The following is a 20459-nucleotide window of genomic DNA, read 5'->3' as shown; positions in this document are numbered from 1 at the left end:
GAGAGGATAAGGTAATGCAAGTTATTCTGCTTGATAAAGTAGCAAACCTGGGCAGCCTGGGTGAGCAGGTAAACGTTAAAGCGGGCTATGCCCGTAACTTCCTGGTTCCGCAGGGTAAAGCTGTCCCGGCAACCAAAAAGAACGTTGAGTACTTCGAAGCGCGCCGCGCCGAACTGGAAGCCAAACTGGCCGACGTTCTGGCCGCTGCTGAAGCTCGCGCAGCTAAGATCACTGAACTGGCAACGGTAACCCTCGCGTCTAAAGCAGGCGATGAAGGCAAACTGTTCGGTTCTATCGGTACGCGTGATATCGCTGATGCGGTAACGGCGGCCGGTGTTGAAGTTGCTAAAAGCGAAGTTCGTCTGCCGAACGGCGTTCTGCGTACCCTGGGCGATCATGAAGTGAGCTTCCAGGTGCACAGCGACGTTTTCGCGACGCTGAACGTTGTGGTTGTTGCTGAAGCATAATTTTGCTGCGGCGCACCGGACTGGCCTGTGGGCCCGTCCACCGCTAAAACGCCGGCCTTTGGGCCGGCGTTTTGCTATTCATCGCGCCGGAAACCGGCTGCATTACGGTCTGCGCTGAAAGGCGCCGTCGGACTGGCGTATAAAGCGAATGGTCTGATTATCCGTGGTATCAATCTCCAGTCGGGCGACCATGCCCTGGCTATTTAACTGAATCCTGACCTCCTGGCCGGCGCGCAAGTCGCTCAGCGGCCTTTCGCGTCCTTCCACCTGCGCCATGGCGAAGACATCGCTGACCGGCAGATTATTATCGCGAAACAGCTGTGCCAGCGTCTGACCCGACGCAATTTGATAACGTTGCCAGTTCACCTGGCGCGCAGCGGACGGCGGCGCGGCCGGTTCTCCTGTCAGGTTCGCCTGCAGGGGGGCCGTTTCCTGTTGCGGGCCGCTATCGGTCGGCGGGCTGTGCGGCACGGACGGCGGCGTGTAAGGCAGCAGCAGCGCCAGCAGCAGGATGCCGATCGCAATCAGTACGCCGCGCCGGTGCGCGTAGGGCAGCGGTTCCATCCAGTGGTAATGGTCGGGAAGGTGCCAGATTTTGCTCAGCAGCCCACGGATTTGCCGCCCCAGTGACTGAAACACAGAAGCGCCGCCGGCTGCGCCAGCCGGTGTGCGACGCCATAAACGCAGAGCGGTGTGGAGTAACGACTGATAGTCCCAGGCGGTTTTCCGTTTTCCGGGCGCAATCCTCCTCATGATGACCTCTCTTTCCGCGATATTGAAGATAATGTACGCCATCAACCGGATGTGTCGGTTAATGCGTTAATTTTTAAGGCCTCAGACACAGTGAATCCCGCGCATCCGCGCAGGCGCGACTCTCGGATGACATGTCGCGCTCGCATACAGGATTTTACCCTAATCCGCTGCGCTGTTATGCTGCTGTCTCGATTTTTTACAGATTAAAGGAACATTCATGACAACCCCTTCTTATGAGAGCGTCGAAGCGCAGGCAAGTTACGGTATCGGTTTACAGGTAGGTCAGCAGTTGCAGGAGTCGGGCCTGGAAGGTTTACAACCGGAAGCGCTGCTGGCTGGCTTGCGTGATGCCCTGGAGGGAAATACGCCGGCGGTGCCCGTGGATGTGGTCCATCGCGCGCTGCGTGAAATTCATGAACGCGCCGATGCGGTACGCCGCGAGCGGCAGAAATCTCTGGCGCAGGACGGCCAGCGCTTCCTGGCGGAAAATGCGCAGAAGGAAGAGGTGAGCAGCACGGAATCCGGCCTGCAGTTTCGCGTATTGACTCAGGGCGAGGGCGGCATTCCGTCGCGCCAGGATCGCGTGCGGGTGCATTACACCGGCCGCCTGATTGACGGCACCGTATTCGACAGCTCGGTGCAGCGCGGCCAGCCGGCGGAATTTCCGGTCAGCGGCGTGATTCCCGGCTGGATCGAAGCCCTGACGCTGATGCCGGTCGGCTCCAAATGGGAGCTGTATATCCCGCAGGAACTGGCTTACGGCGAACGCGGCGCCGGCGCGGCTATTCCGCCGTTCAGCGCGCTGATTTTCGAAGTGGAGCTGCTGGAGATCCTGTAAGCGCCAGGCGCGATTAGGATAAGAGACACAAAAAGAAGGCACCCGACGGGTGCCTTTGGGCTAATGAGGCGGCGGCTTATTTCGCCAGCCGGTCGGCGATGGCGGCCACGCGCTGACCGTAGGCCTTACCGGTGGCCAGATCGCCGTCAACCACTTCATCGACGCTGGCATCGGAAGGGGTCTGCGCGAGAAAACCGACCGATCCGCCGAGACTATTTACATCGCTGCGCGTCGATGTTTTCGTATTGGCGGGCAGATTCCCCAGGCTGACCCAGATGCCGCCGTGCTGCGAAGCCAGCGTCTGCAGGGAAATCAGCGTGACTTGCTTATCGCCGTTCAGACTGGCGCTGTTGGTAAAGCCGCCGAAAACCTTATCGCTCCAGGCGCGGCTAAACCACTGTTTAGAACTGGCGTCGGCAAATTTCTTAAACTGCCAGCTTGGGCCGCCCATATAGGTAGGCGTGCCGAAAATGATGGCGTCGGCAGCCGCCAGCGCCGCCCACTGCGCTTCGCTAATGTTGCCTTCGGCGTCGATGGCGATCAGTTCCGCGCCGGCGCCTTGCGCAACCGCTTCGGCCAGACGTTCGGTATGACCATAACCAGAATGGTAAATCACAATAACTTTTGACATAGCAGCCTCGTACTCAGTTTTAAACACGGATTAACATTATCACCTGGCCATCGCTGTATCAGCGCGCCGGTGATTTCCGCCGGATACAAAGTTATATACCCGTCATACTTTAAGCTGCAGGCGCGTTGACTGCGCTCAATTCTTCGGCCTGTTTCTGGGTTTTCCCATGTGGAGACGCCGGCGGCGGCGCTAACATCCGCGCCCGGCGGAGTTATCGTTCCCATGCCGCATAATGAGCCGCATGAATGCGTATCGCCCGTCAAGGACCAACGCTGCGCGTTGTTTCAAAACGATAACGTTTTGTCCTGCAACTCAAATTATTCAGGATATGATAATAGTACAACGGTACGGCGGCGTCTTATTCTTTGACTGAGGGCGCGCGTTCAGGTATCGATTGCCGCGTCGGGTAACGCGCCAGCCGGCGCGTTACCCGGATAAATCAGCGGGCGTAAGTCCGCCGCGCGTTACGGCCGCTGCAGGTCGATGCGGTACAGGGCGAAACCATGCTCATCCTGGCCGATCCGCGTGAGCGGGTACTGCGCTTTTTCGGCGATGAAGGCCGCCGCTTTGCTGTCCGGCGACGTTTCGAAACGGATGTCCAGCGCCACCTTGCTGTTAATGGGCGCCAGCCGCCAGTTATTATCCGCCTGCGGCGTGACCTCGCCGACCTTTTTCGTTTCCTCGCCAATCCAGGCGGTCAGGACGGCGCGGTTTTCGTCCGGCGCGGCAAAGACGACCTGGTCGCCGCCTGTGCCCGAAAAGCTCCCGCCGTAGGCGCGATAATTATTGGTGGCGATCAAAAACTGCGCGTTGGGATCGATCGGTTTGCCGAGGTAGCTCAGTTGCTGAATACGTTCAGCCTGTGGGTTAATCAGGCGGCAGTCGCCGTCGTAACGCGCCGGTTGCGTGACATCGATCTGATAGCTGACGCCGTCGATCACATCGAAATTATAGCTGCGGAACCCCTCCCAGTTGAGCAGCGATTGCGGCTTGGTCTGGTTGACGTCGATCCGATTAAACTGGCCGGCCGAACATTCCAGCCACTCTTTGACATTGCGTCCGCTGACTTTCAGTACCACCAGCGTATTCGGGTAGAGATACAGATCGGCGGCATTGCGCAAGGTCAGCTGACCCTTCGCCACTTCCACATAGCTGGTCGGATCGTCTTTACGTCCGCCCGCCTTAAACGGCGCGGCGGCGGACAACACCGGCAGGTTGGCCAGTTCCGGATTGCCCTGAATGACATGTTCGCTATAGGCGCGCTGCGCGTTATTCACGATTTGCACGGTCGGATCGTCCTGGATCAGCGCCAGATAGCTGTACATATTATCGCTGGCTTTGCCGATAGGCTGGCTGACGAATTCGCGTGTTTTCTGGTGGGCCTCGGCGAGTAACTGCGTCAGGCGCGCGTCCGGCGCCGCCAGCGACTTCCGCCCGGCCTTATCGTAAATCGGACGCGCTTCGGCGCGGGATTCGGCCACCCGCCACTGGCCGCCGTCGTTATTCAACACCAGATCGACCACTCCCAGATGATCGCCCCAGCGGCCGGGCATCACCGCCGGGACGCCATTCAGCGTGCCGCGGGCGATATCCGCCCCGGGGAGCGCGGCGAAATCTTTGTGGGGGAACAGCGCGTGGGCATGGCCGAATACGATGGCGTCAATGCCCGGCACCTGGCTGAGGTAGTAGACCGAGTTTTCCGCCATCGGCTTATAGGGCTCGGAAGAGAGACCGGTGTGGGCAAGGACGATGACCACATCGGCGCCCTGGCGGCGCATCTCCGGCACCCATTTTTTCGCGCTGGCGGTGATATCTTCCACCGTGACTTTGCCGGTCAGATTCATTTTGTCCCAGGTCATTACCTGCGGCGGCACAAAGCCGATGTAGCCGATGCGCAATGTGTGACGTTTGCCCGCTCTGTCCGTCACGCTCTTTTCTTCCATCAGCCACGGCCTGAACAGCGGTTTACCGCTGGCGACGTCGATCACGTTGGCGTTTACATAGGGAAAATTCGCGCCGGACAGCGCTTTGCGCAGATAATCCAGCCCGTAGTTGAATTCGTGATTACCGATAGTCCCCACCGAGTAATCGAGCGTATTCATCACCTGATAAATCGGATGAATCTCGCCGTCGGCCAGTCCTTTTGCCGCTATATAATCACCCAGCGGGCTGCCCTGAATCAGATCGCCGTTGTCGACCAGTACGCTATTGGTCGCCTGTTGACGCGCGGCCTGAATCAGGCTGACGGCGCGCACCAGGCCAAATTGTTCGGTCGGCAGGTCTTTGTAGTAGTCGAAATCCATCATATTGCTGTGCAGATCGGTGGTTTCGAGAATGCGGAAATCGACCGTGGCGGCTGAGGCGGTTGCCGGAATGAGTATGGCAAGCAGGGAAATGACTAAAGGGTGCTTCATTACTTCGCTCCTGATGAAACCAGAATAACAAATATACCCGGTAATACGGCCAGTTGCAGATACGTTGGCCTTGTTGCCCGACCCACGTGCGGGTCTGGCCCGGAAAGGACTAACGCACGGCGTTGTTCGAAACGACAACGTTTTGTTCCGCGACTCGAATTTTCAGGGTATGAAATAAAGAGAGATCGTTTGCCATAATATAGTGTGAATGTGACAGCGCATCAGTCGGCGCGCCACGTGTGGCTTCACTCTGTTTCCTTTCCGCGCGCCAGCGTGGACGGCTGGAGTTGGGGCGGCGGAGCGGCTATTCTTTAGGTCATTCGTCTCCGGGCTGTCGGTTATCCCGCGATGAGCGGCGTTCCGATTAATGAGGTAGCTAATGTTAGAGCAAATTTGTCAGCTGGCGCGCGATGCCGGCGCTGAGATTATGCAGGTCTATCAGGGGCATCAGCCGCTGAACGTCATGCATAAAAAAGATGATTCGCCGGTTACGGCGGCCGACCTGGCGGCGCATCGGGTGATTAAACAGGGGCTGAGCGCGCTGTTTCCCGCCGTCCCGCTACTGTCGGAAGAGGATCCTCCATCCTGGCAGGTACGTCAGCACTGGCAGCGCTACTGGCTGGTCGATCCGCTGGACGGTACTAAGGAATTCCTGCATCGTAACGGCGATTTTACCGTGAATATTGCGCTAATCGAGCAGGGGCAGCCGGTGCTGGGCGTCGTCTATGTTCCGGTGACCGGCGTGATGTATGCCGCCGCCGACGGTAAAGCCTGGAAGGAAGAGCAGGGCGTCCGGCGAGAGATTAAAGTGCAGGACGCTCGTCCGCCGCTGGTCGTGGTGAGCCGTTCGCATCTGGATAGCGAACTGAAGGATTATCTGCATCAACTGGGCGAACACCAGACGGTGGCGGTGGGATCGTCGCTGAAGTTCTGCCTGGTGGCGGAAGGTAAGGCGCAGCTTTACCCGCGCTTTGGGCCCACTAACGTGTGGGATACGGCGGCTGGTCACGCCGTAGCCGCCGCCGCCGGCGCACAGGTTAATGACTGGCAGGGACAACCGCTGTCATATCTGCCGCGCGAATCGTTCCTCAACCCCGGTTTCCGCGTTTCGCTTTTCTGAATCGCAGCGGGTGATAGCATCGGCTATCACCCGCTCGATGCGTCATCCCACCGCCGCGTCTGTTTCCTCGTTTCGCTTGTTCCCCTTACCGTCATATTTTTTGACGTTTTTTACCATGTCGCTGTCTTCGTCCGGTCATATTTGTGCACTACATTAGCTTTCCTCAGCCGGGCCGCCCGCATTTTGTTGTTCGCGCGGCCGTTCAGACGGCGCTTTTTCGTGGTTCGATAAACTACTGCTGTTTGAAGGTTTATTCTGTAGGGCTGCTAATAGTATTAAAAGCTGTCTGTAATAATATGTAAAAGCAGCAAAGAATTCTGTCAATGCAGGAACTAACGGCGCTTATACTACACTAACAGTATGCATCTGATTGATGCGTCGCGGGCGATAACGGATTCGGACGCCGCGGCAGCGTAAAGTAAACGGGAGGAGAGTAAAAAGATGAGAATCTTCGAACGATACAATCCCATCAAGGTCGCCACCTATGTTAAAACCCTATTTCGCGGCCGGATCTATATTAAAGGGATTGGGGCATTTGAATTCGATTACGGCAAAATTTTGCTGCCGAAGATACGTGATAAAAAGCATTTTCTGGTGATGTCTGAGGTGAACCGGCAGGTGATGCGCCTGCAAACGGAAATGGGTTAGCCTTGACCGCACAGCCATTAAGACGGCCCCCGATGGGGGCCGTCGTCGTTCAGGCGTTAAGGCGTCTGCGGCGCTTCATCGCCGCTTCTGGCGCCGCCGGCATTCGCGCCGGAAGGCGCCTTTTCCTCAATGCGCGTGACCAGCAACTGGTCGATTTTGTAGCTATCGATATCCACCACCTCGAATTTATAGCCTGAGAAGCGGACAAAATCGGTGCGTTTGGGGATCTTGCGCAGCATATACATCATGAAACCGCCGATGGTTTCATAGTTATCGGAGTGGGGAAACTCATCGATATCCAGTACGCGCATCACGTCATCGATCGGCGTGCCGCCTTCCACCAGCCATGAGTTTTCGTCGCGGGCCACGATCTGTTCTTCCAGTCCCTGACCAACCAGATCGCCCATCAGGGTGGTCATCACGTCGTTCAGGGTGATAATGCCCACCACCAGCGCGTATTCGTTCAGGATAACCGCGAAGTCTTCGCCGGCGGTTTTAAAACTTTCCAGCGCCTCGGACAACGTTAATGTATCCGGTACGATCAGGGCGGAGCGAATCTGCACCCCGCTGTTTAGCGCCAGACTCTGGTTGGCCAGCACGCGGTTGAGCAGATCTTTGGAGTCGACATAGCCGACGACCTGATCGATGCTGCCGTCGCACACCAGGAACTTCGAGTGCGGCTGCTGGGCGATCTTCTCTTTGATATGTTCTTCGCTCTCCAGCAGTTCGAAATAGACCACGCTTTCGCGCGAAGTCATCGACGACGGCACCGTGCGGGATTCCAGCTCAAACACGTTTTCAATCAGCTCGTGTTCCTGTTTGCGCAGCACCCCGGCCAGCGCGCCGGCCTCCACAACAGCGTAAATATCGTCCGACGTGATGTCGTCTTTGCGCACCATCGGCAGCTTGAGCAGGCGGAAAATAATATTGGCCATACCGTTAAACAGCCAGACCAACGGGCGGAATACCAGCAGGCAGAAGCGCATCGGGTTGATGATCCGGACAGCCACCGCTTCCGGCGCAATCATCCCGATGCGTTTCGGGGTCAGGTCGCCCAGCAGAATAAACAGGCTGGTCACCAGGACAAAGGAGCAGAAGAAGCTGATTTTGCTGACCAGTTCGTCGGGAAACATGCGGGACAAAACGGCATCGAACAGCGGAGAGAAGGCGGCGTCGCCGATGATACCGGCCAGGATGGCCACGGCGTTGACGCCAATCTGAATAACGGTAAAGAAGATCCCCGGCGTTTCCTGCAGTTGCAGCACCAGGCTGGCGTTGAGATTGCCCTCATCGGCCATCTGTTTAAGTTTAATTTTGCGCGAGGCGGCCAACGAGATCTCCGACATCGAGAAGAACGCGCTCACGGCGATCAGAAAAAGAATCAGTAATATACTGTTTAACATAATTTATTAACATTGGCCCGGCAGGGCGTCTGCTATCCTCAGGAAGGCATTCATAATCTAAGGTAACCAGGCGGAAGCCGTTACCGCGGCTGGAGTTCAGCCAAAAAACATTATTTTCTACGATCAACGATGCCGGGTGAATAAGATCACCCGGCATCAGAGGCCGGATACGGCGGCGCTAGTATAACAGCAGTGGTGAGAATACCGCCAGTCGTCAACGCTGCGGCGGCAGGCAAACGCCGATGCCGCCCAGGCCGCAGTAGCCCTGCGGGTTTTTATACAGATACTGCTGATGTTCGTCCTCGGCGTAGTAGAACGGGCCGGCGGCTTCGATCTGCGTGCTGATGGCGCGCGTATCGCCCGCCGCGCGCATCGCTTCGGCGAACTGCTGGTAGCTCAGGCGCGCGGCCTGTTCCTGACGCGGCGAAAGGGGGTAGATCGCCGAACGGTATTGGGTGCCGATATCGCCGCCCTGGCGCATGCCCTGCGCCGGATCGTGATTTTCCCAGAACAGCCGGAGCAACTGTTGGTAGCTGACGACGGCGGGATCGAACACCACCCGCACGGCTTCGGCGTGGCCGGTTCGTCCGGTGCAAACTTCGCTATAGGTCGGGTTTGGCGTATAGCCGCCGCTGTAGCCGGCGGCGGTGCTGTAAACGCCGTCCTGTTGCCAGAACAGGCGCTCCACGCCCCAGAAGCAGCCCATCGTGAAGATGGCGACCTCATGGTTGTCGGGGATCGCGTCCATTGGGTGGCCGTTGACGGCGTGCGTCGCGGCGACGGGCATGGTTGTCGTGCGGCCAGGCAGGGCGTCGGCCTGGCTGATTGGTTGAGTTTTATCCACGTATAACTCCCGGTGTTACGCCATTGATAAGCTGCGCCCAGCATAGCGGAGAAGAAAGCGGATGTCTCCTCGCCACGTTCGCCGAGTAATGTTACGGTTATGTACGTTACCGACGCAGCATTTTTGGGATTTACAGGTTAAAATTTATCTTTAACCGATAAAACCAGTTTTTACATCTGGTGCAATCGGGAAATTCAGTGACGATTTTTCAGGACATTAAGAAATTCATTTAAGGAGTCAGTGTGTCACGATACCGTGCCTTCTGTTTATTATGCGTGCTGCTGGTGACTCCATCCGCCTGGGCGGCGAATGTGCGTTTACAGGTTAGCGGGCTGAGCGGGGAACTGCAGAAAAATGTCCGCGCACGGTTATCGACGATTGGCGCCGACGAAGTCAGCGCGGACGGGCGTTTTCGCGCGCGGGTCGATGAAGCGATCCGGCACGGGCTACGGGCGCTGGGCTATTACGATCCGCAAATAGATTTTGAGTTTCGTCCGGCGGTGAACGGCGGGCGTCCGGTGTTGCTGGCGCGGGTGACGCCGGGGGAGCCGGTGAAAATCGCCGAAGTGAACGTCACGCTGCGCGGCGGCGCGAAAGAAGACAAAGATTATCAGCAGTTGCTGCGCACCGGCGTCCCGAAGAGCGGCGCCATACTGAACCATGCTGACTACGATAGCTTCAAAAATTCTTTCAATAGCCTGGCGCTGCGCAAGGGCTACTTTGACGCCCGTTTCGCCGAGAGCCGGCTCGGCGTTATTCAGGAACAGCGTAAGGCCTTCTGGGATATCGATTTTGACAGCGGGCAGCGCTATCGCTTCGGCAAGGTAAATTATCAGGGCTCGCAGATTCGGGAAGACTACCTGCAGAATCTGGTGCCGTTCCATGAAGGCGATGATTACAGTACGGAAGACCTGGGCGAGCTGAACCGCCGGCTGTCGTCCACCGGCTGGTTCAACTCCGCCGTGGTATCGCCCGATTTTAGTCAGTCGAGAGAAACCAAAGTGCTGCCGCTCGACGCGGTAGTGACGCCGCGCACCCGCAACACTATCGAAACCGGCGTCGGTTACTCGACCGACGTCGGGCCGCGCGTCAAGGCGACCTGGAAAAAGCCGTGGCTGAATTCACGCGGCCACAGCCTGGAAAGCAGCGCCAGCATTTCCGCGCCCGAGCAGTCGCTGGACTTCAGCTACAAGATTCCGCTGCTCAAAAATCCGCTGGAGCACTACTACCTGCTGCAAGGCGGCTTTAAGCGCGAGGATCTCAACGACACCAAATCGGATTCAACCACCCTCAATGTGGCGCGCTACTGGGATCTGTCCAGTGGCTGGCAGCGTTCGGTCAATTTGCGCTGGAGCCTGGATCACTTTACCCAGGGCAGCGTAACCGACACCACGATGCTGCTTTACCCGGGCGTCGGTATTAATCGCACCCGCCAGCGCGGCGGCCTGATGCCGGTATGGGGCGATTCGCAGCGCTACTCGATCGATGTCTCCAACACCACGTGGGGTTCGGATGTGGACTTCGCCGTATTCCAGGCGCAAAACGTCTGGATCCGCACGCTGGCCGAAAAGCACCGTTTTGTGGCGCGCGGCACGCTGGGCTGGATTGAAACCGGCAGCTTTTCGCGCGTGCCGCCGTCGCTGCGCTTTTTCGCCGGCGGCGATCGCAGCATCCGCGGCTACAAATATAAATCCATCTCGCCGCGCGACGATGAGGACAAGCTGACCGGCGCCTCGCGGCTGGTGACCGGTTCGCTGGAATACCAATATAACGTAACCGGCAAATGGTGGGGCGCCGTGTTTGTCGACTCAGGAGAGGCAGTGAACGATATTAAACAGGACGATTTTAAAACCGGGGCCGGAGTCGGCGTGCGCTGGGCGTCGCCGATTGGACCGGTAAAGCTGGATATCGCTACGCCGGTCGGGGATCCGGAAAAAAATGGTATTCAGTTTTATATCGGTTTGGGGCCTGAACTATGAGTTTGCTAAAAAAGATCGGCATCGGTGTGATGGTGGTTTTGCTGTTGCTGATAGCGCTGGTGGCGTTTCTGGTCGGCACCACCACCGGTTTACATCTGTTGCTTAACGGCGCGGCGCGCTGGGTGCCGGGGCTGCAAATCGCCAGCGTCGAAGGCGGCTGGCGTAATTTAATCCTGAAAGAGGTGAGCTACACCATGCCGGGCGTGACGGTTAACGCCGGCCAGTTCAATCTGGCGCTGGACCCCGGCTGTCTGCTGCATAGCCGGCTGTGCGTCAATACGCTGTCCGCCGAAAACGTGGTGGTGGCGGTCGATACCCATGCTCTGCCGCCGTCGGAGCCGACGCCGGCGCCTTCGCCGCCGCTGACCGATCTGAACGCCCCGTTCCCGATTGAGCTGCGCCGCCTGACGCTGAATAACATTCAGTTGAAGGTCGACGATACGGCGGTCTTTCTGGGCGAACTGAGCACCGGCGCTCAGTGGCAACAGCGGGCGTTAACCCTGCTGCCGACCCGTCTCAGCGGGCTGGTGGTGGCGTTGACGCCGTCGTCGGACGGAGAGGAGCCGGCGGACGGCGCGGCCGCGCAGGCCAGTCAGGCGGCGCAGCAGGCGGTAAAACAGGTGGTGAACGCGGCGCAGCAGACGGATGGCGAGCGCGCGGCGGCGGTCGCTCAGGCAGCGCCGACTTCGCTGGGCGATACCCTGCAGGATCTGTTTTCCCGGCCGCTGTTGCCGGCGCTACCGGATTTTCGTCTGCCGTTGGATATCAGCATCCCGGATTTTGAGGCGCGGCAGATGACGCTGTCCGGCGGGCAAGAGGGACAAATCTCCATTCTGCAACTGCAGGCCAGCAGCCAGGCGCAGGCGCTGACGCTGGATAAGCTGGTGGTGCAGTCGCCGCAGGGATCGCTGTACGCCAGCGGTCATGCGCTCCTGAGCGATAACTGGCCGGTCAGCCTGCAGGCCAATGGCGCGCTGAACGTCGAACCGGTGCGGGGAGAGAAGCTGAAACTGACGCTGGACGGCGGCCTGCGCGAACGGCTGAACCTTGCGCTTAATCTGTCCGGTCCGTTGAAGGCGCAGCTGGACGCGCACGCTCAACTGGCTCAGGCCGGTTTGCCGCTGGACGTTACGTTGCAAAGTCCGCAGCTGCGCTGGCCATTGACCGGCACGGCGCAGTATCAGGCCAGCGGGCTGAACCTGCGTCTGAACGGGCAGGCTACCGACTATACGCTGGCGCTGCGCGGCGACGTGCGCGGCAGCGATCTGCCGCCCGCCACGCTGCAGCTGGATGGTAAAGGCAATACTCAGCAGTTCAGCCTGACCCGGCTGCGGGTGAGCGCGCTGCAGGGCAATACCGACCTGAGCGGATTGGTCGACTGGAGCAAGGCGGTGAGCTGGCGCGGTCAACTGACGCTTAGCGGCATCAATACGGCGCGGCAGTGGCCGGAATGGCCGGCGCGGCTGGACGGAAAAATCACCACGACCGGCAGCGTGTACGGCGGCAGCTGGCAACTGCGCGTGCCGGAGCTGCGTCTTGACGGCAATGTGAAGCAGAACAAGGTGACGGCCAGAGGGGAACTGCGCGGCAACGCCGCCGGACAGTGGCAAATTCCCGGACTGGACCTGACCCTGGGGCGCAATAAACTCAGCGTGAGCGGCCAGCTGAGCGATAAATGGCAGCTGGACGCCGCGATCGACGCGCCGTCGCTGGACGGCACGCTGCCGGGGCTGGGCGGTACGGCCAAAGGCACGCTGAAGCTGCGCGGAGAATTGAGCGCGCCGCAGCTGCTGGCGGATATCACTGCGTCGGGATTGCGCTGGCAGGATCTGAGCGTCCGGCGCGTCAGCGTGAACGGCGATGTGCAGTCGGCGCAGCAGGTACAGGGTAAACTGGCCGTGCGGATTGAACAGGTTAAACAGGGCGATCTCGATCTCAGTCTGATTACGCTGGACGCCAGCGGCAGCGAAAAACAGCATCAGTTGAAGCTGGCGCTGCAGGGCGAGCCGGTCGCCGGCCAGTTGGCGCTGAACGGCAGTTTCGATCGCGCGCAGCAGCGCTGGCGCGGCACGCTGAACGATACGCGCGTTGATACCCCGGCCGGCGAGTGGAGCCAAACGCGGGCGATCGCGCTGGATTATCTTAACGCGCAGCAGAAAGTGACCATCGGCCCGCACTGCTGGCGCAACCCGAACGCCGAACTGTGCGTGCCGAAGGCGATCGAAGCCGGCCCGGGCGGCCAGGCCAGCGTGGTGCTTAACCGTTTCGATCTCGCGATGCTGAAGCCGTTTCTGACCGACGATACTCAGCTGAGCGGCAGCTTCAGCGGCGCGGCGGACGTCAGCTGGCAGGCGAACGGCGGCCTGCCGCAGGCGAAAGTGCGTCTGGCCGGCAGCGGGGTGAAAATCCAGCAGCGCGTGCAGGGCAATATGCTGCCGGTAGCGTTCGACACGTTGACGCTCAATGCGGAATTGGGGCGTGCGGGGGCGCGGCTCGACTGGCTGATGGCGATTAGCGGCAACGGCCGCTTCAACGGCAACGTACTGATCGCCGATCCGCAGGGCCGGCGTAATTTGTCCGGCAACATCGCAATCGACAATATTTCGCTCGCGCTGCTCAATCCAGCCCTGCAACAGGGCGAGAAGGCTGCCGGCATACTCAACGCCAGCCTGCGGCTCGGCGGCAACGTGGAACGGCCGCAGCTGTTCGGGCGTCTGGCGCTGGAGCGTTTTGACATCGACGGCAACTGGATGCCGGTCGATCTGAATAACGGCCAGCTGGCGATCAACTTCAATGGAATGAGTTCGACGCTGGAGGGCATCCTGAGAACCACCACCGGGCAGCTTAATCTGTCCGGCGACGCCGACTGGACCAGGCCGGAGGCGTGGCGCGCGAGCGTGGCGGCGAAGGGCGACCGTATCCGGGTCACGGTGCCGCCGATGGTTCGGCTGGACGTTTCGCCCGATATTCGTTTCGACGCTTCGCCGCAGCTGTTTGCGCTGAATGGTTCGGTGAATATTCCCTGGGCGCGCATCGTGGTGAAAGAGATGCCGGAAAGCGCGGTGGACGTCTCTTCCGACGAGGTGATGCTGGATGAGCAGCGGCGTCCGCTGGAAACGAAATCGGCCGGCATTCCGATCAACAGCAACCTGACGATCAATATCGGCGACGACGTGCGGCTGGATGCGTTCGGCCTGCAGGCTCGTCTGAACGGCGCGTTGAAAATGGTCCAGGATGAACGCGGTCTGGGGCTGAACGGGCAGATCAATATCCCGTCCGGGCGTTTTCACGCTTACGGACAGGATCTGATCGTGCGCAAAGGGCAGATCCTGTTCTCCGGCTCGCCGGAGCAGCCGATGCTCAATTTCGAAGCGATCCGCAATCCTGATTCGACCGAGGACGACGTCACCGCCGGCGTGCGGGTTACCGGGCTGGCTACTGCGCCTTCGCTGGATGTCTTTTCCGATCCCACCATGTCGCAACAGGAAGCGCTGTCTTATCTGCTGCGAGGGCAGGGGCTGGATAGCTCCGGCACCGATAGTTCCATGATGACTTCAATGCTGATCGGTTTAGGGGTTGCACAAAGTGGTCAGGTTGTGGGTAAAATCGGCGAGGCCTTCGGCGTAAGTAATTTAGCCCTGGATACACAGGGTGCCGGCGATAGCTCGCAGGTTGTCGTTAGCGGTTACGTCCTGCCTGGTCTGCAGGTTAAATATGGAATTGGCATCTTCGATTCGCTGGCGACGTTAACACTGCGTTACCGCTTAATGCCAAAACTGTATCTGGAAGCGGTGTCTGGTATCGATCAGGCATTAGATTTGCTCTATCAGTTTGAGTTTTAGCGATGCGAATTATTGTCTATGGCAGTTTACGGCGCAAACAGGGAAATAGTCACTGGATGACCAACGCGCAGTGGGTAGGGAATTGCCAGCTCGCCGGATACGAGATGTATGATCTCGGCCACTATCCGGCGGTGGTGCACGGCGAGGGGCAGATCTATTGCGAAGTTTACCGCATCAGTTCGTCGATACTGACCGAGCTGGATGCGTTAAAGCGGGACGGACACGAGTATAAACGTGAACTGGTCTCGACTCCGCAGGGGATCGCCTGGCTCTATTTATATCAGCGTCCGGTGGACGGACTACGTCGGATCGCCTGCGGCGACTGGCTTAAACGTGACGAGGACGCGCATTAATTTCATTTGAAAAAACACCGCCTGATGGCGGTGTTTGTTTAAAGGCGCGGACAAGTTTATGTCCGGCAAAACCGTCTCTCTTTCGCTGACGTAAGATCGACGGTCGGCGGGCGTTTATTTTTTCTTCGCGCGCTCGAAAGAGGCGACGATTTCCGCTTTGGCGGATTCGGCGTTTTCCCAGCCGTCAACCTTCACCCATTTGCCTTTTTCCAGATCTTTGTAATGTTCAAAGAAATGGCTGATCTGCGCGCGCAGCAGTTCCGGCAGGTCGTTCACGTCTTTCACGTGATCGTACTCTTTGGTCAGTTTGCTGTGCGGTACGGCGACCAGCTTGGCGTCTTCGCCCGCTTCGTCCGTCATTTTCAGCACGCCGACCGGACGGCAGCGGATCACGGCGCCAGGCTGCAGCGGATACGGCGTCGGGACCAGCACGTCCACCGGATCGCCGTCCAGAGACAGAGTGTTGTTGATGTAGCCGTAGTTGCACGGGTAGAACATCGCCGTGGACATGAAACGATCGACAAACAGCTCGCCGCTTTCTTTATCGATCTCGTATTTGATCGGGTCGGCGTTGGCAGGAATTTCGATGATTACGTAGATATCTTCCGGAAGATCTTTACCTGCCGGTACCTGATTCAGACTCATGTTGGTTTCCTTCTCTCTCAACCAGAAATGGAGTGGCGGCTATTATAGCCAAAACCCTTCTGATGTCCTAATACCGGACGCCGCGCCGATCATCGCGGGCGGCTAAAGAGATAAAGAGAGATTCGCTCCGCCGGGGAAGGGACGTCGCTGGCGCCGGGCGTGACGCGGTTTTAGCGGCGTCGGCGGGCGAGGAGGCTGTATCACGGTACGGATGGGCGCGCCTGGCCGCACTTACTGCGTTTTCGGGGGCGTCTCTTTCTTGCCGCGCCGGCGCCAAATTTTCGTTTCCTGACCGCGCCACAGGCGCTGAATATTGTCGTGATGGCGCACCAGGATCAGGCAGGACAGCATGGAAACCGGAAAGGTCAGTTCGGGCTTATACCACCAGACGTAAAACGGGGCCACCAGCGCGCTGACAATGGCGCCGAGCGAGGAATAACCGCTCAGCAGCAGGGTCAGCAGCCAGGTGCCGGTCACCAGACCGGTGAGATCCCAGCCGATTGGCGCGATAGCGCCGAATGCCGTGGCCACGCCTTTACCGCCGCGAAAATGGAAGAACACCGGATAAATATGGCCGAGACAAGCGGCAATCGCCGTCAGCCCAAGATAGAGCGGCGGTACGCCAAGCTCGTACGCCGCCCAGACCGGCAGCATCCCTTTCAGCATATCGAAAATCAGCACGCAGGCCGCGGCGGCTTTGCCGCCAATGCGCAAAACATTGGTGGCGCCAGGGTTGCCTGAGCCATGCTCACGCGGGTCTGGCAACCCGGCGATTCGACAAACCAGAATCGCGCTGGAGATAGAGCCACACAGATAGGCGAGAATAATCATGCCCGGTGCGATAGCACTCATAACTCGGTTCCGTTTAATAAAAGTCGTTTTAAGCTTAGCATCTGTGGATAATACGCATATTCTGCCGGAAGTGGTATCCGGCACGGTTAAAAACAGAGAATGGCGTGATGGATATTGTATTTATTGAAGAGCTGGCGGTGATTACCACTATCGGCGTGTATGACTGGGAGCAGACCATTGAGCAAAAGCTGGTGTTTGACCTTGAACTGGGCTGGGACAACCGGCGGGCGGCGGCCAGCGACGATGTGCGCGATTGCCTGAGCTATGCGGATGTCAGCGCCGCGGTTATCGAACATGTCGCCGGGCGGCGCTTCGCTCTGGTGGAGCGGGTCGCCGAAGAGGTTGCGCAATTGTTGATGCAGCGTTTCTCCATTCCCTGGCTGAGAGTTAAGGTCGCCAAACCGGGCGCGGTGGCGCAGGCGCGCCAGGTGGGCGTGGTCATTGAGCGCGGGACGCGATAATTCTGATTTTTCAGCATGATATCTCATGTAAATGAAACTAAATATTTGTCTGCTAGTCTATAATTCGAATGTTTTGCGGCCGATTGCTGAACAGCATGGCCGTTTTTTTTGTGTGTTATTTCAACGGTTAAGGTAACTGACATGACGGATCTGCATTCGTTGCTGGTGGCGTTTATTTTGGGGGTGGTTGAGGGATTGACCGAGTTTTTGCCGGTCTCTTCGACCGGGCATATGATCATTGTGGGGCACTGGCTGGGGTTCTACGACGATAAGGCGAAAACCTTTGAAGTGATCATTCAGCTTGGTTCTATTCTGGCGGTTGTCGCGCTGTTCTGGCGGCGAATGTTCGGCCTGATCGGCATCCATTTCGGCCGGTCGACGCAGGAAAGCCAGAGCGGCGGACGGCTCAAACTGGGGCATATCCTGCTGGCGATGATCCCGGCCGTGATTCTCGGCCTGCTGTTTCACGACGTGATTAAGTCGCTGTTCAACCCGCGAAATGTGGCGTATGCGCTGGTGGTCGGCGGCTTCCTGCTGCTTGCCGCGGAGTGGCTGAAGCCGAAAAAACCGCGCGCCGAGGGGCTGGATGACATTAGCTACCGCCAGGCGTTTATGATTGGTTGTTTTCAGTGTCTGGCGCTGTGGCCGGGGTTTTCCCGTTCCGGCGCGACCATCTCCGGCGGGATGCTGATGGGCGTGAGCCGCTACGCCGCGTCGGAGTTTTCCTTTATTCTGGCGGTTCCGATGATGATGGGCGCGACGGTGCTGGATCTGTATAAGAGCTGGCATTTCCTGGCGCTGAGCGATGTGCCGATGTTCGCCGTCGGTTTCCTGACTGCCTTCGTCGTGGCGTTGATTGCGATTAAGACCTTCCTGCAGATCATTAAACGTATCTCGTTTGTGCCTTTCGCTATCTACCGTTTTGTGGTGGCCGCCGCGGTTTACCTGGTATTCTTCTAACCGCGGCTGGCTGGTGCTTCCTTACCCGGCGGTCGGGCGCTGTTTTACCTGGCAGGGGGTTACCAGGTGTAGTTTACGGTCAGCGTCGCTGTGCGGCCTACGCCGTAGAAACAGGAGGTTGTGTTGCCGCAGGCCGACACATACTCCTTATCTAACAGGTTGTTTACATTGACCTGAACCGAGGCGCCTTTCAGTCGGGAACTCGCCTGGCCTAAATCGTATTTCAGCATGGCGTCGTACAGATCAACCGACGGAACCTTGAAGGTATTGGTCGAATCGCCGTAGCTGCTGCCCACGTAGCGCGCGCCGGCACCGGCGGTAAAGCCTGCCAGCACGCCGCGCTGGAATGTGTAGTTGGCCCACAGCGAGGCGAGGTGGCGCGGGACGCGGGCAAGCTTTTTACCTTCGGTTCCCGCGGTTTCGCTGCGCAGCGTTTTCGTATCGGTCAGGGAGTAAGATGCGATGACGCTCAGTTCGTCGGTCAATTGAGAGCGTAGCTCGGCTTCCAGACCGCGCGATCTGACTTCGCCAATCTGTTTATAATCCTCGGCGGAATTTTGGCGGGTTAACTGATTGCGCTGGCGCAGATCGTAAACCGCCAGCGTGGCGAGCGTATTGCTGCCGGTCGGCTGATATTTGACCCCGGCTTCTAACTGACGGCCGGTGATCGGATCAAACGTTTTATTGCTGTTGTTATTGCGTTCTAAAACCGGTTCAAATGAGGTGCTGGCGCTGACATAGGGCGAGATGCCGTTGTCGAAGGCGTAGAGCAGCCCGGCCCGTCCGGTCAGCTTCTGATCGTTTTGCTGTTGGCGGCTGTTGGTCAGGAAATTACTGGTTCTGACTTCGCTCCAGTCCTGGCGGCCGGACAGCAGCAGATTCCAGCGGTTCCATTCGATTTGATCCTGCAGATAAATCCCGACCTGATCCAGATTCTGGCGCTGATCGGTGCTGATATCGAACGTGCTTTCATCAATATTCAGACCATAGAGGGGATGGGTCCAGTCAATGCTGGCCGCGGTGGCGCGGGCCAGCGTCTGATCGTCTTTATTACCTTTATAGTCCAGACCAATCAGCAGGTTATGATCCAGCGCGCCGGTGTTGAACTGCGCGTTAAGCTGGTTATCCAACACAATTTCTTTGGTTTTTCGCCATTCGACCTGGGCGCGGCGGTTGAGCGTCGTGTCGCTGGCCGAGTTGGTGTAAACCAGATATCTGTAGCGCTGTTCGATGTCCGAATACCGTACGTTCTGACGGATGGTAAATACATCATTAATGATGTGTTCGAAGCGGTAACCGATGGATTTTTGTTCGCGCCAGGATTCGTTGTAGTTTGGATCGCTGACGTTGAAATCATGCGGGATCTTACCGTAAGAGGTGTTGAAGACGGTCCCGACGGCGGGCAGGAAGTTACGGTAGCCCGCTTTGGGATCGCGCTGGAAACTGGCGAGCAGGGTGAAGGTGGTATCGTTGTTCGGCTGCCAGGTGAGCGCCGGCGCGATGGCGAAACGCTGCTCTTTATAGTCGTCGGTCTGGGTATCCTTTGTGAGGGCGATGGCGTTCAGCCGATAGAGCAGCGTGCCGTCATCGTTTAACCGGCCGCCAAAATCAAACGCGGCCTGAGCCAGATTATCGTCGCCCGTTTTGAACTGCACTTTACGGATGGTTTCGGCTACCGGGCGCTTGCTGGTCATGCTGACCAGCCCGCCGGGGTTGACCTGGCCGTACAGTACCGACGCCGGACCGCGGACCACCTCCACCCGTTCCAGCAGCCAGGGATCGATCACCCCGTTTTGCGACGAGGCGCTATTGCCGTAGCTCAGCCCGTCCAGGAAACGGGGCGCATAGCTAAAGCCGCGAATATAGAGTTCGTCGTAGCGATTGGAGCCGCCGCGATATTCGGTAAACACGCCGGGCGTGTAGCGTAATGCCTGGGAAACGGAAGAGACGTCCTGCGCGTCCATTTGGTCGCGGGTAACCACGGAGATAGACTGTGGCGTCTTATTGATGTCGGTCGCGGTTTTCGTCCCCGCCAGACTTTGTTTAGCCACAAATCCTTTCACCGGCGCTTCCGGATTTTCCGCGCCGCCGGCGGTGATCAGCATTGTATCTTCCTGCTGGCTGACTTGCGCGGCGCAGGCCTCTGCCAGAGGAAACAGCGTAACGCCGGTAATCAGCAGCAGTGGAGACAATGCGAGCGGCCTTATTTTTTGCCCTGTCGATTTGTTATGCATAAGTGGTTCTCTTTA

At 58.3% G+C, this 20459-nt stretch carries 17 protein-coding genes; 9 read left to right on the top strand and 8 right to left on the bottom strand.

Annotation, left to right across the window (positions count from 1 at the left end; genetic code table 11):
* Positions 1-14 precede the first annotated feature (14 nt).
* Complete coding sequence (rplI, locus tag FJU30_RS18395) at positions 15-467, top strand: 50S ribosomal protein L9 (RefSeq protein ID WP_150436425.1); 453 nt, start codon at positions 15-17, stop codon at positions 465-467.
* Positions 468-569: 102 nt separating this feature from the next.
* On the opposite strand, the gene FJU30_RS18390 is transcribed toward rplI, so the two are convergent.
* Complete coding sequence (locus tag FJU30_RS18390; protein WP_150436424.1) at positions 570-1220, bottom strand: LysM-like peptidoglycan-binding domain-containing protein; 651 nt, start codon at positions 1218-1220, stop codon at positions 570-572.
* A gap of 217 nt (positions 1221-1437) precedes the next feature.
* Between FJU30_RS18390 and fklB the strand changes: the two genes are divergently transcribed.
* Entirely contained in the window at positions 1438-2058 is a 621-nt protein-coding gene (gene fklB, locus FJU30_RS18385; RefSeq protein WP_150436423.1) for an FKBP-type peptidyl-prolyl cis-trans isomerase, read from the top strand.
* Positions 2059-2134: 76 nt separating this feature from the next.
* Here the strand turns inward: fklB and FJU30_RS18380 are convergent, their stop codons facing one another.
* Positions 2135-2689 (bottom strand): flavodoxin family protein, encoded by a 555-nt coding sequence (locus FJU30_RS18380; protein WP_150436422.1) that lies wholly within the window; start codon positions 2687-2689, stop codon positions 2135-2137.
* Between the two features lie 464 nt (positions 2690-3153).
* Positions 3154-5103, bottom strand: a complete 1950-nt coding sequence (locus FJU30_RS18375) for a bifunctional 2',3'-cyclic-nucleotide 2'-phosphodiesterase/3'-nucleotidase (RefSeq protein ID WP_191091644.1) — start codon at positions 5101-5103, stop codon at positions 3154-3156.
* 379 nt (positions 5104-5482) lie between these two features.
* Here FJU30_RS18375 and cysQ point away from each other — a divergent pair, with 379 nt between their 5' ends.
* Positions 5483-6223: a 3'(2'),5'-bisphosphate nucleotidase CysQ gene (gene cysQ / locus FJU30_RS18370; RefSeq protein ID WP_150436421.1), complete on the top strand. Its 741-nt coding sequence runs from the start codon at positions 5483-5485 to the stop codon at positions 6221-6223.
* Between the two features lie 441 nt (positions 6224-6664).
* The gene (locus FJU30_RS18365) at positions 6665-6871 is read left to right on the top strand and encodes a DUF1107 domain-containing protein (protein WP_150436420.1); all 207 of its coding nucleotides are present in this window, start codon (positions 6665-6667) and stop codon (positions 6869-6871) included.
* Positions 6872-6927: 56 nt separating this feature from the next.
* Here the strand turns inward: FJU30_RS18365 and FJU30_RS18360 are convergent, their stop codons facing one another.
* Positions 6928-8274: a hemolysin family protein gene (locus FJU30_RS18360; RefSeq protein ID WP_150436419.1), complete on the bottom strand. Its 1347-nt coding sequence runs from the start codon at positions 8272-8274 to the stop codon at positions 6928-6930.
* Between the two features lie 214 nt (positions 8275-8488).
* On the bottom strand, positions 8489-9118 hold the full coding sequence (gene msrA / locus FJU30_RS18355) for a peptide-methionine (S)-S-oxide reductase MsrA (RefSeq protein WP_150436418.1): 630 nt from the start codon (positions 9116-9118) through the stop codon (positions 8489-8491).
* 242 nt (positions 9119-9360) lie between these two features.
* Between msrA and tamA the strand changes: the two genes are divergently transcribed.
* The 3 genes from tamA to FJU30_RS18340 are packed head-to-tail and all read left to right on the top strand — an operon-like array spanning position 9361 to position 15292.
* Positions 9361-11097 (top strand): autotransporter assembly complex protein TamA, encoded by a 1737-nt coding sequence (tamA, locus tag FJU30_RS18350; RefSeq protein WP_150436417.1) that lies wholly within the window; start codon positions 9361-9363, stop codon positions 11095-11097.
* On the top strand, positions 11094-14939 hold the full coding sequence (tamB, locus tag FJU30_RS18345; protein ID WP_150436416.1) for an autotransporter assembly complex protein TamB: 3846 nt from the start codon (positions 11094-11096) through the stop codon (positions 14937-14939). Before tamA ends, tamB begins: the two co-directional genes overlap by 4 nt.
* Positions 14940-14941: 2 nt before the next feature.
* On the top strand, positions 14942-15292 hold the full coding sequence (locus tag FJU30_RS18340; protein WP_150436415.1) for a gamma-glutamylcyclotransferase family protein: 351 nt from the start codon (positions 14942-14944) through the stop codon (positions 15290-15292).
* A gap of 114 nt (positions 15293-15406) precedes the next feature.
* Here the strand turns inward: FJU30_RS18340 and ppa are convergent, their stop codons facing one another.
* Together ppa and plsY are read right to left on the bottom strand one after the other, a co-directional pair.
* Positions 15407-15937, bottom strand: a complete 531-nt coding sequence (gene ppa, locus FJU30_RS18335; protein WP_150436414.1) for an inorganic diphosphatase — start codon at positions 15935-15937, stop codon at positions 15407-15409.
* Between the two features lie 231 nt (positions 15938-16168).
* Positions 16169-16789, bottom strand: coding sequence for a glycerol-3-phosphate 1-O-acyltransferase PlsY (gene plsY / locus FJU30_RS18330; protein WP_150436413.1), 621 nt, complete (start codon positions 16787-16789; stop codon positions 16169-16171).
* Positions 16790-16896: 107 nt separating this feature from the next.
* On the opposite strand from plsY, the gene folB reads away from it, so the two are divergent.
* Positions 16897-17250, top strand: coding sequence for a bifunctional dihydroneopterin aldolase/7,8-dihydroneopterin epimerase (folB, locus tag FJU30_RS18325; protein WP_150436412.1), 354 nt, complete (start codon positions 16897-16899; stop codon positions 17248-17250).
* A 141-nt stretch (positions 17251-17391) separates the two neighbouring features.
* The gene (bacA, locus tag FJU30_RS18320; protein WP_150436411.1) at positions 17392-18210 is read left to right on the top strand and encodes an undecaprenyl-diphosphate phosphatase; all 819 of its coding nucleotides are present in this window, start codon (positions 17392-17394) and stop codon (positions 18208-18210) included.
* 59 nt (positions 18211-18269) lie between these two features.
* On the opposite strand, the gene FJU30_RS18315 is transcribed toward bacA, so the two are convergent.
* Positions 18270-20444 (bottom strand): TonB-dependent siderophore receptor, encoded by a 2175-nt coding sequence (locus FJU30_RS18315; protein ID WP_150436410.1) that lies wholly within the window; start codon positions 20442-20444, stop codon positions 18270-18272.
* Positions 20445-20459 lie beyond the last annotated feature (15 nt).

This window comes from Affinibrenneria salicis, from assembly GCF_008710095.1.
This window is presented reverse-complemented; position numbering and strand designations above follow the sequence as displayed.

What these genes read in the sequence shown, in the direction of transcription:
- rplI (WP_150436425.1), top strand. Translation starts at nt 15, where the DNA reads ATGCAAGTTATTCTGCTTGATAAAGTAGCAAACCTGGGCAGCCTGGGT.
- FJU30_RS18390 (WP_150436424.1), bottom strand. Translation starts at nt 1,220, where the DNA reads ATGAGGAGGATTGCGCCCGGAAAACGGAAAACCGCCTGGGACTATCAG.
- fklB (WP_150436423.1), top strand. Translation starts at nt 1,438, where the DNA reads ATGACAACCCCTTCTTATGAGAGCGTCGAAGCGCAGGCAAGTTACGGT.
- FJU30_RS18380 (WP_150436422.1), bottom strand. Translation starts at nt 2,689, where the DNA reads ATGTCAAAAGTTATTGTGATTTACCATTCTGGTTATGGTCATACCGAA.
- FJU30_RS18375 (WP_191091644.1), bottom strand. Translation starts at nt 5,103, where the DNA reads ATGAAGCACCCTTTAGTCATTTCCCTGCTTGCCATACTCATTCCGGCA.
- cysQ (WP_150436421.1), top strand. Translation starts at nt 5,483, where the DNA reads ATGTTAGAGCAAATTTGTCAGCTGGCGCGCGATGCCGGCGCTGAGATT.
- FJU30_RS18365 (WP_150436420.1), top strand. Translation starts at nt 6,665, where the DNA reads ATGAGAATCTTCGAACGATACAATCCCATCAAGGTCGCCACCTATGTT.
- FJU30_RS18360 (WP_150436419.1), bottom strand. Translation starts at nt 8,274, where the DNA reads ATGTTAAACAGTATATTACTGATTCTTTTTCTGATCGCCGTGAGCGCG.
- tamB (WP_150436416.1), top strand. Translation starts at nt 11,094, where the DNA reads ATGAGTTTGCTAAAAAAGATCGGCATCGGTGTGATGGTGGTTTTGCTG.
- FJU30_RS18340 (WP_150436415.1), top strand. Translation starts at nt 14,942, where the DNA reads ATGCGAATTATTGTCTATGGCAGTTTACGGCGCAAACAGGGAAATAGT.
- ppa (WP_150436414.1), bottom strand. Translation starts at nt 15,937, where the DNA reads ATGAGTCTGAATCAGGTACCGGCAGGTAAAGATCTTCCGGAAGATATC.
- plsY (WP_150436413.1), bottom strand. Translation starts at nt 16,789, where the DNA reads ATGAGTGCTATCGCACCGGGCATGATTATTCTCGCCTATCTGTGTGGC.
- folB (WP_150436412.1), top strand. Translation starts at nt 16,897, where the DNA reads ATGGATATTGTATTTATTGAAGAGCTGGCGGTGATTACCACTATCGGC.
- bacA (WP_150436411.1), top strand. Translation starts at nt 17,392, where the DNA reads ATGACGGATCTGCATTCGTTGCTGGTGGCGTTTATTTTGGGGGTGGTT.
- FJU30_RS18315 (WP_150436410.1), bottom strand. Translation starts at nt 20,444, where the DNA reads ATGCATAACAAATCGACAGGGCAAAAAATAAGGCCGCTCGCATTGTCT.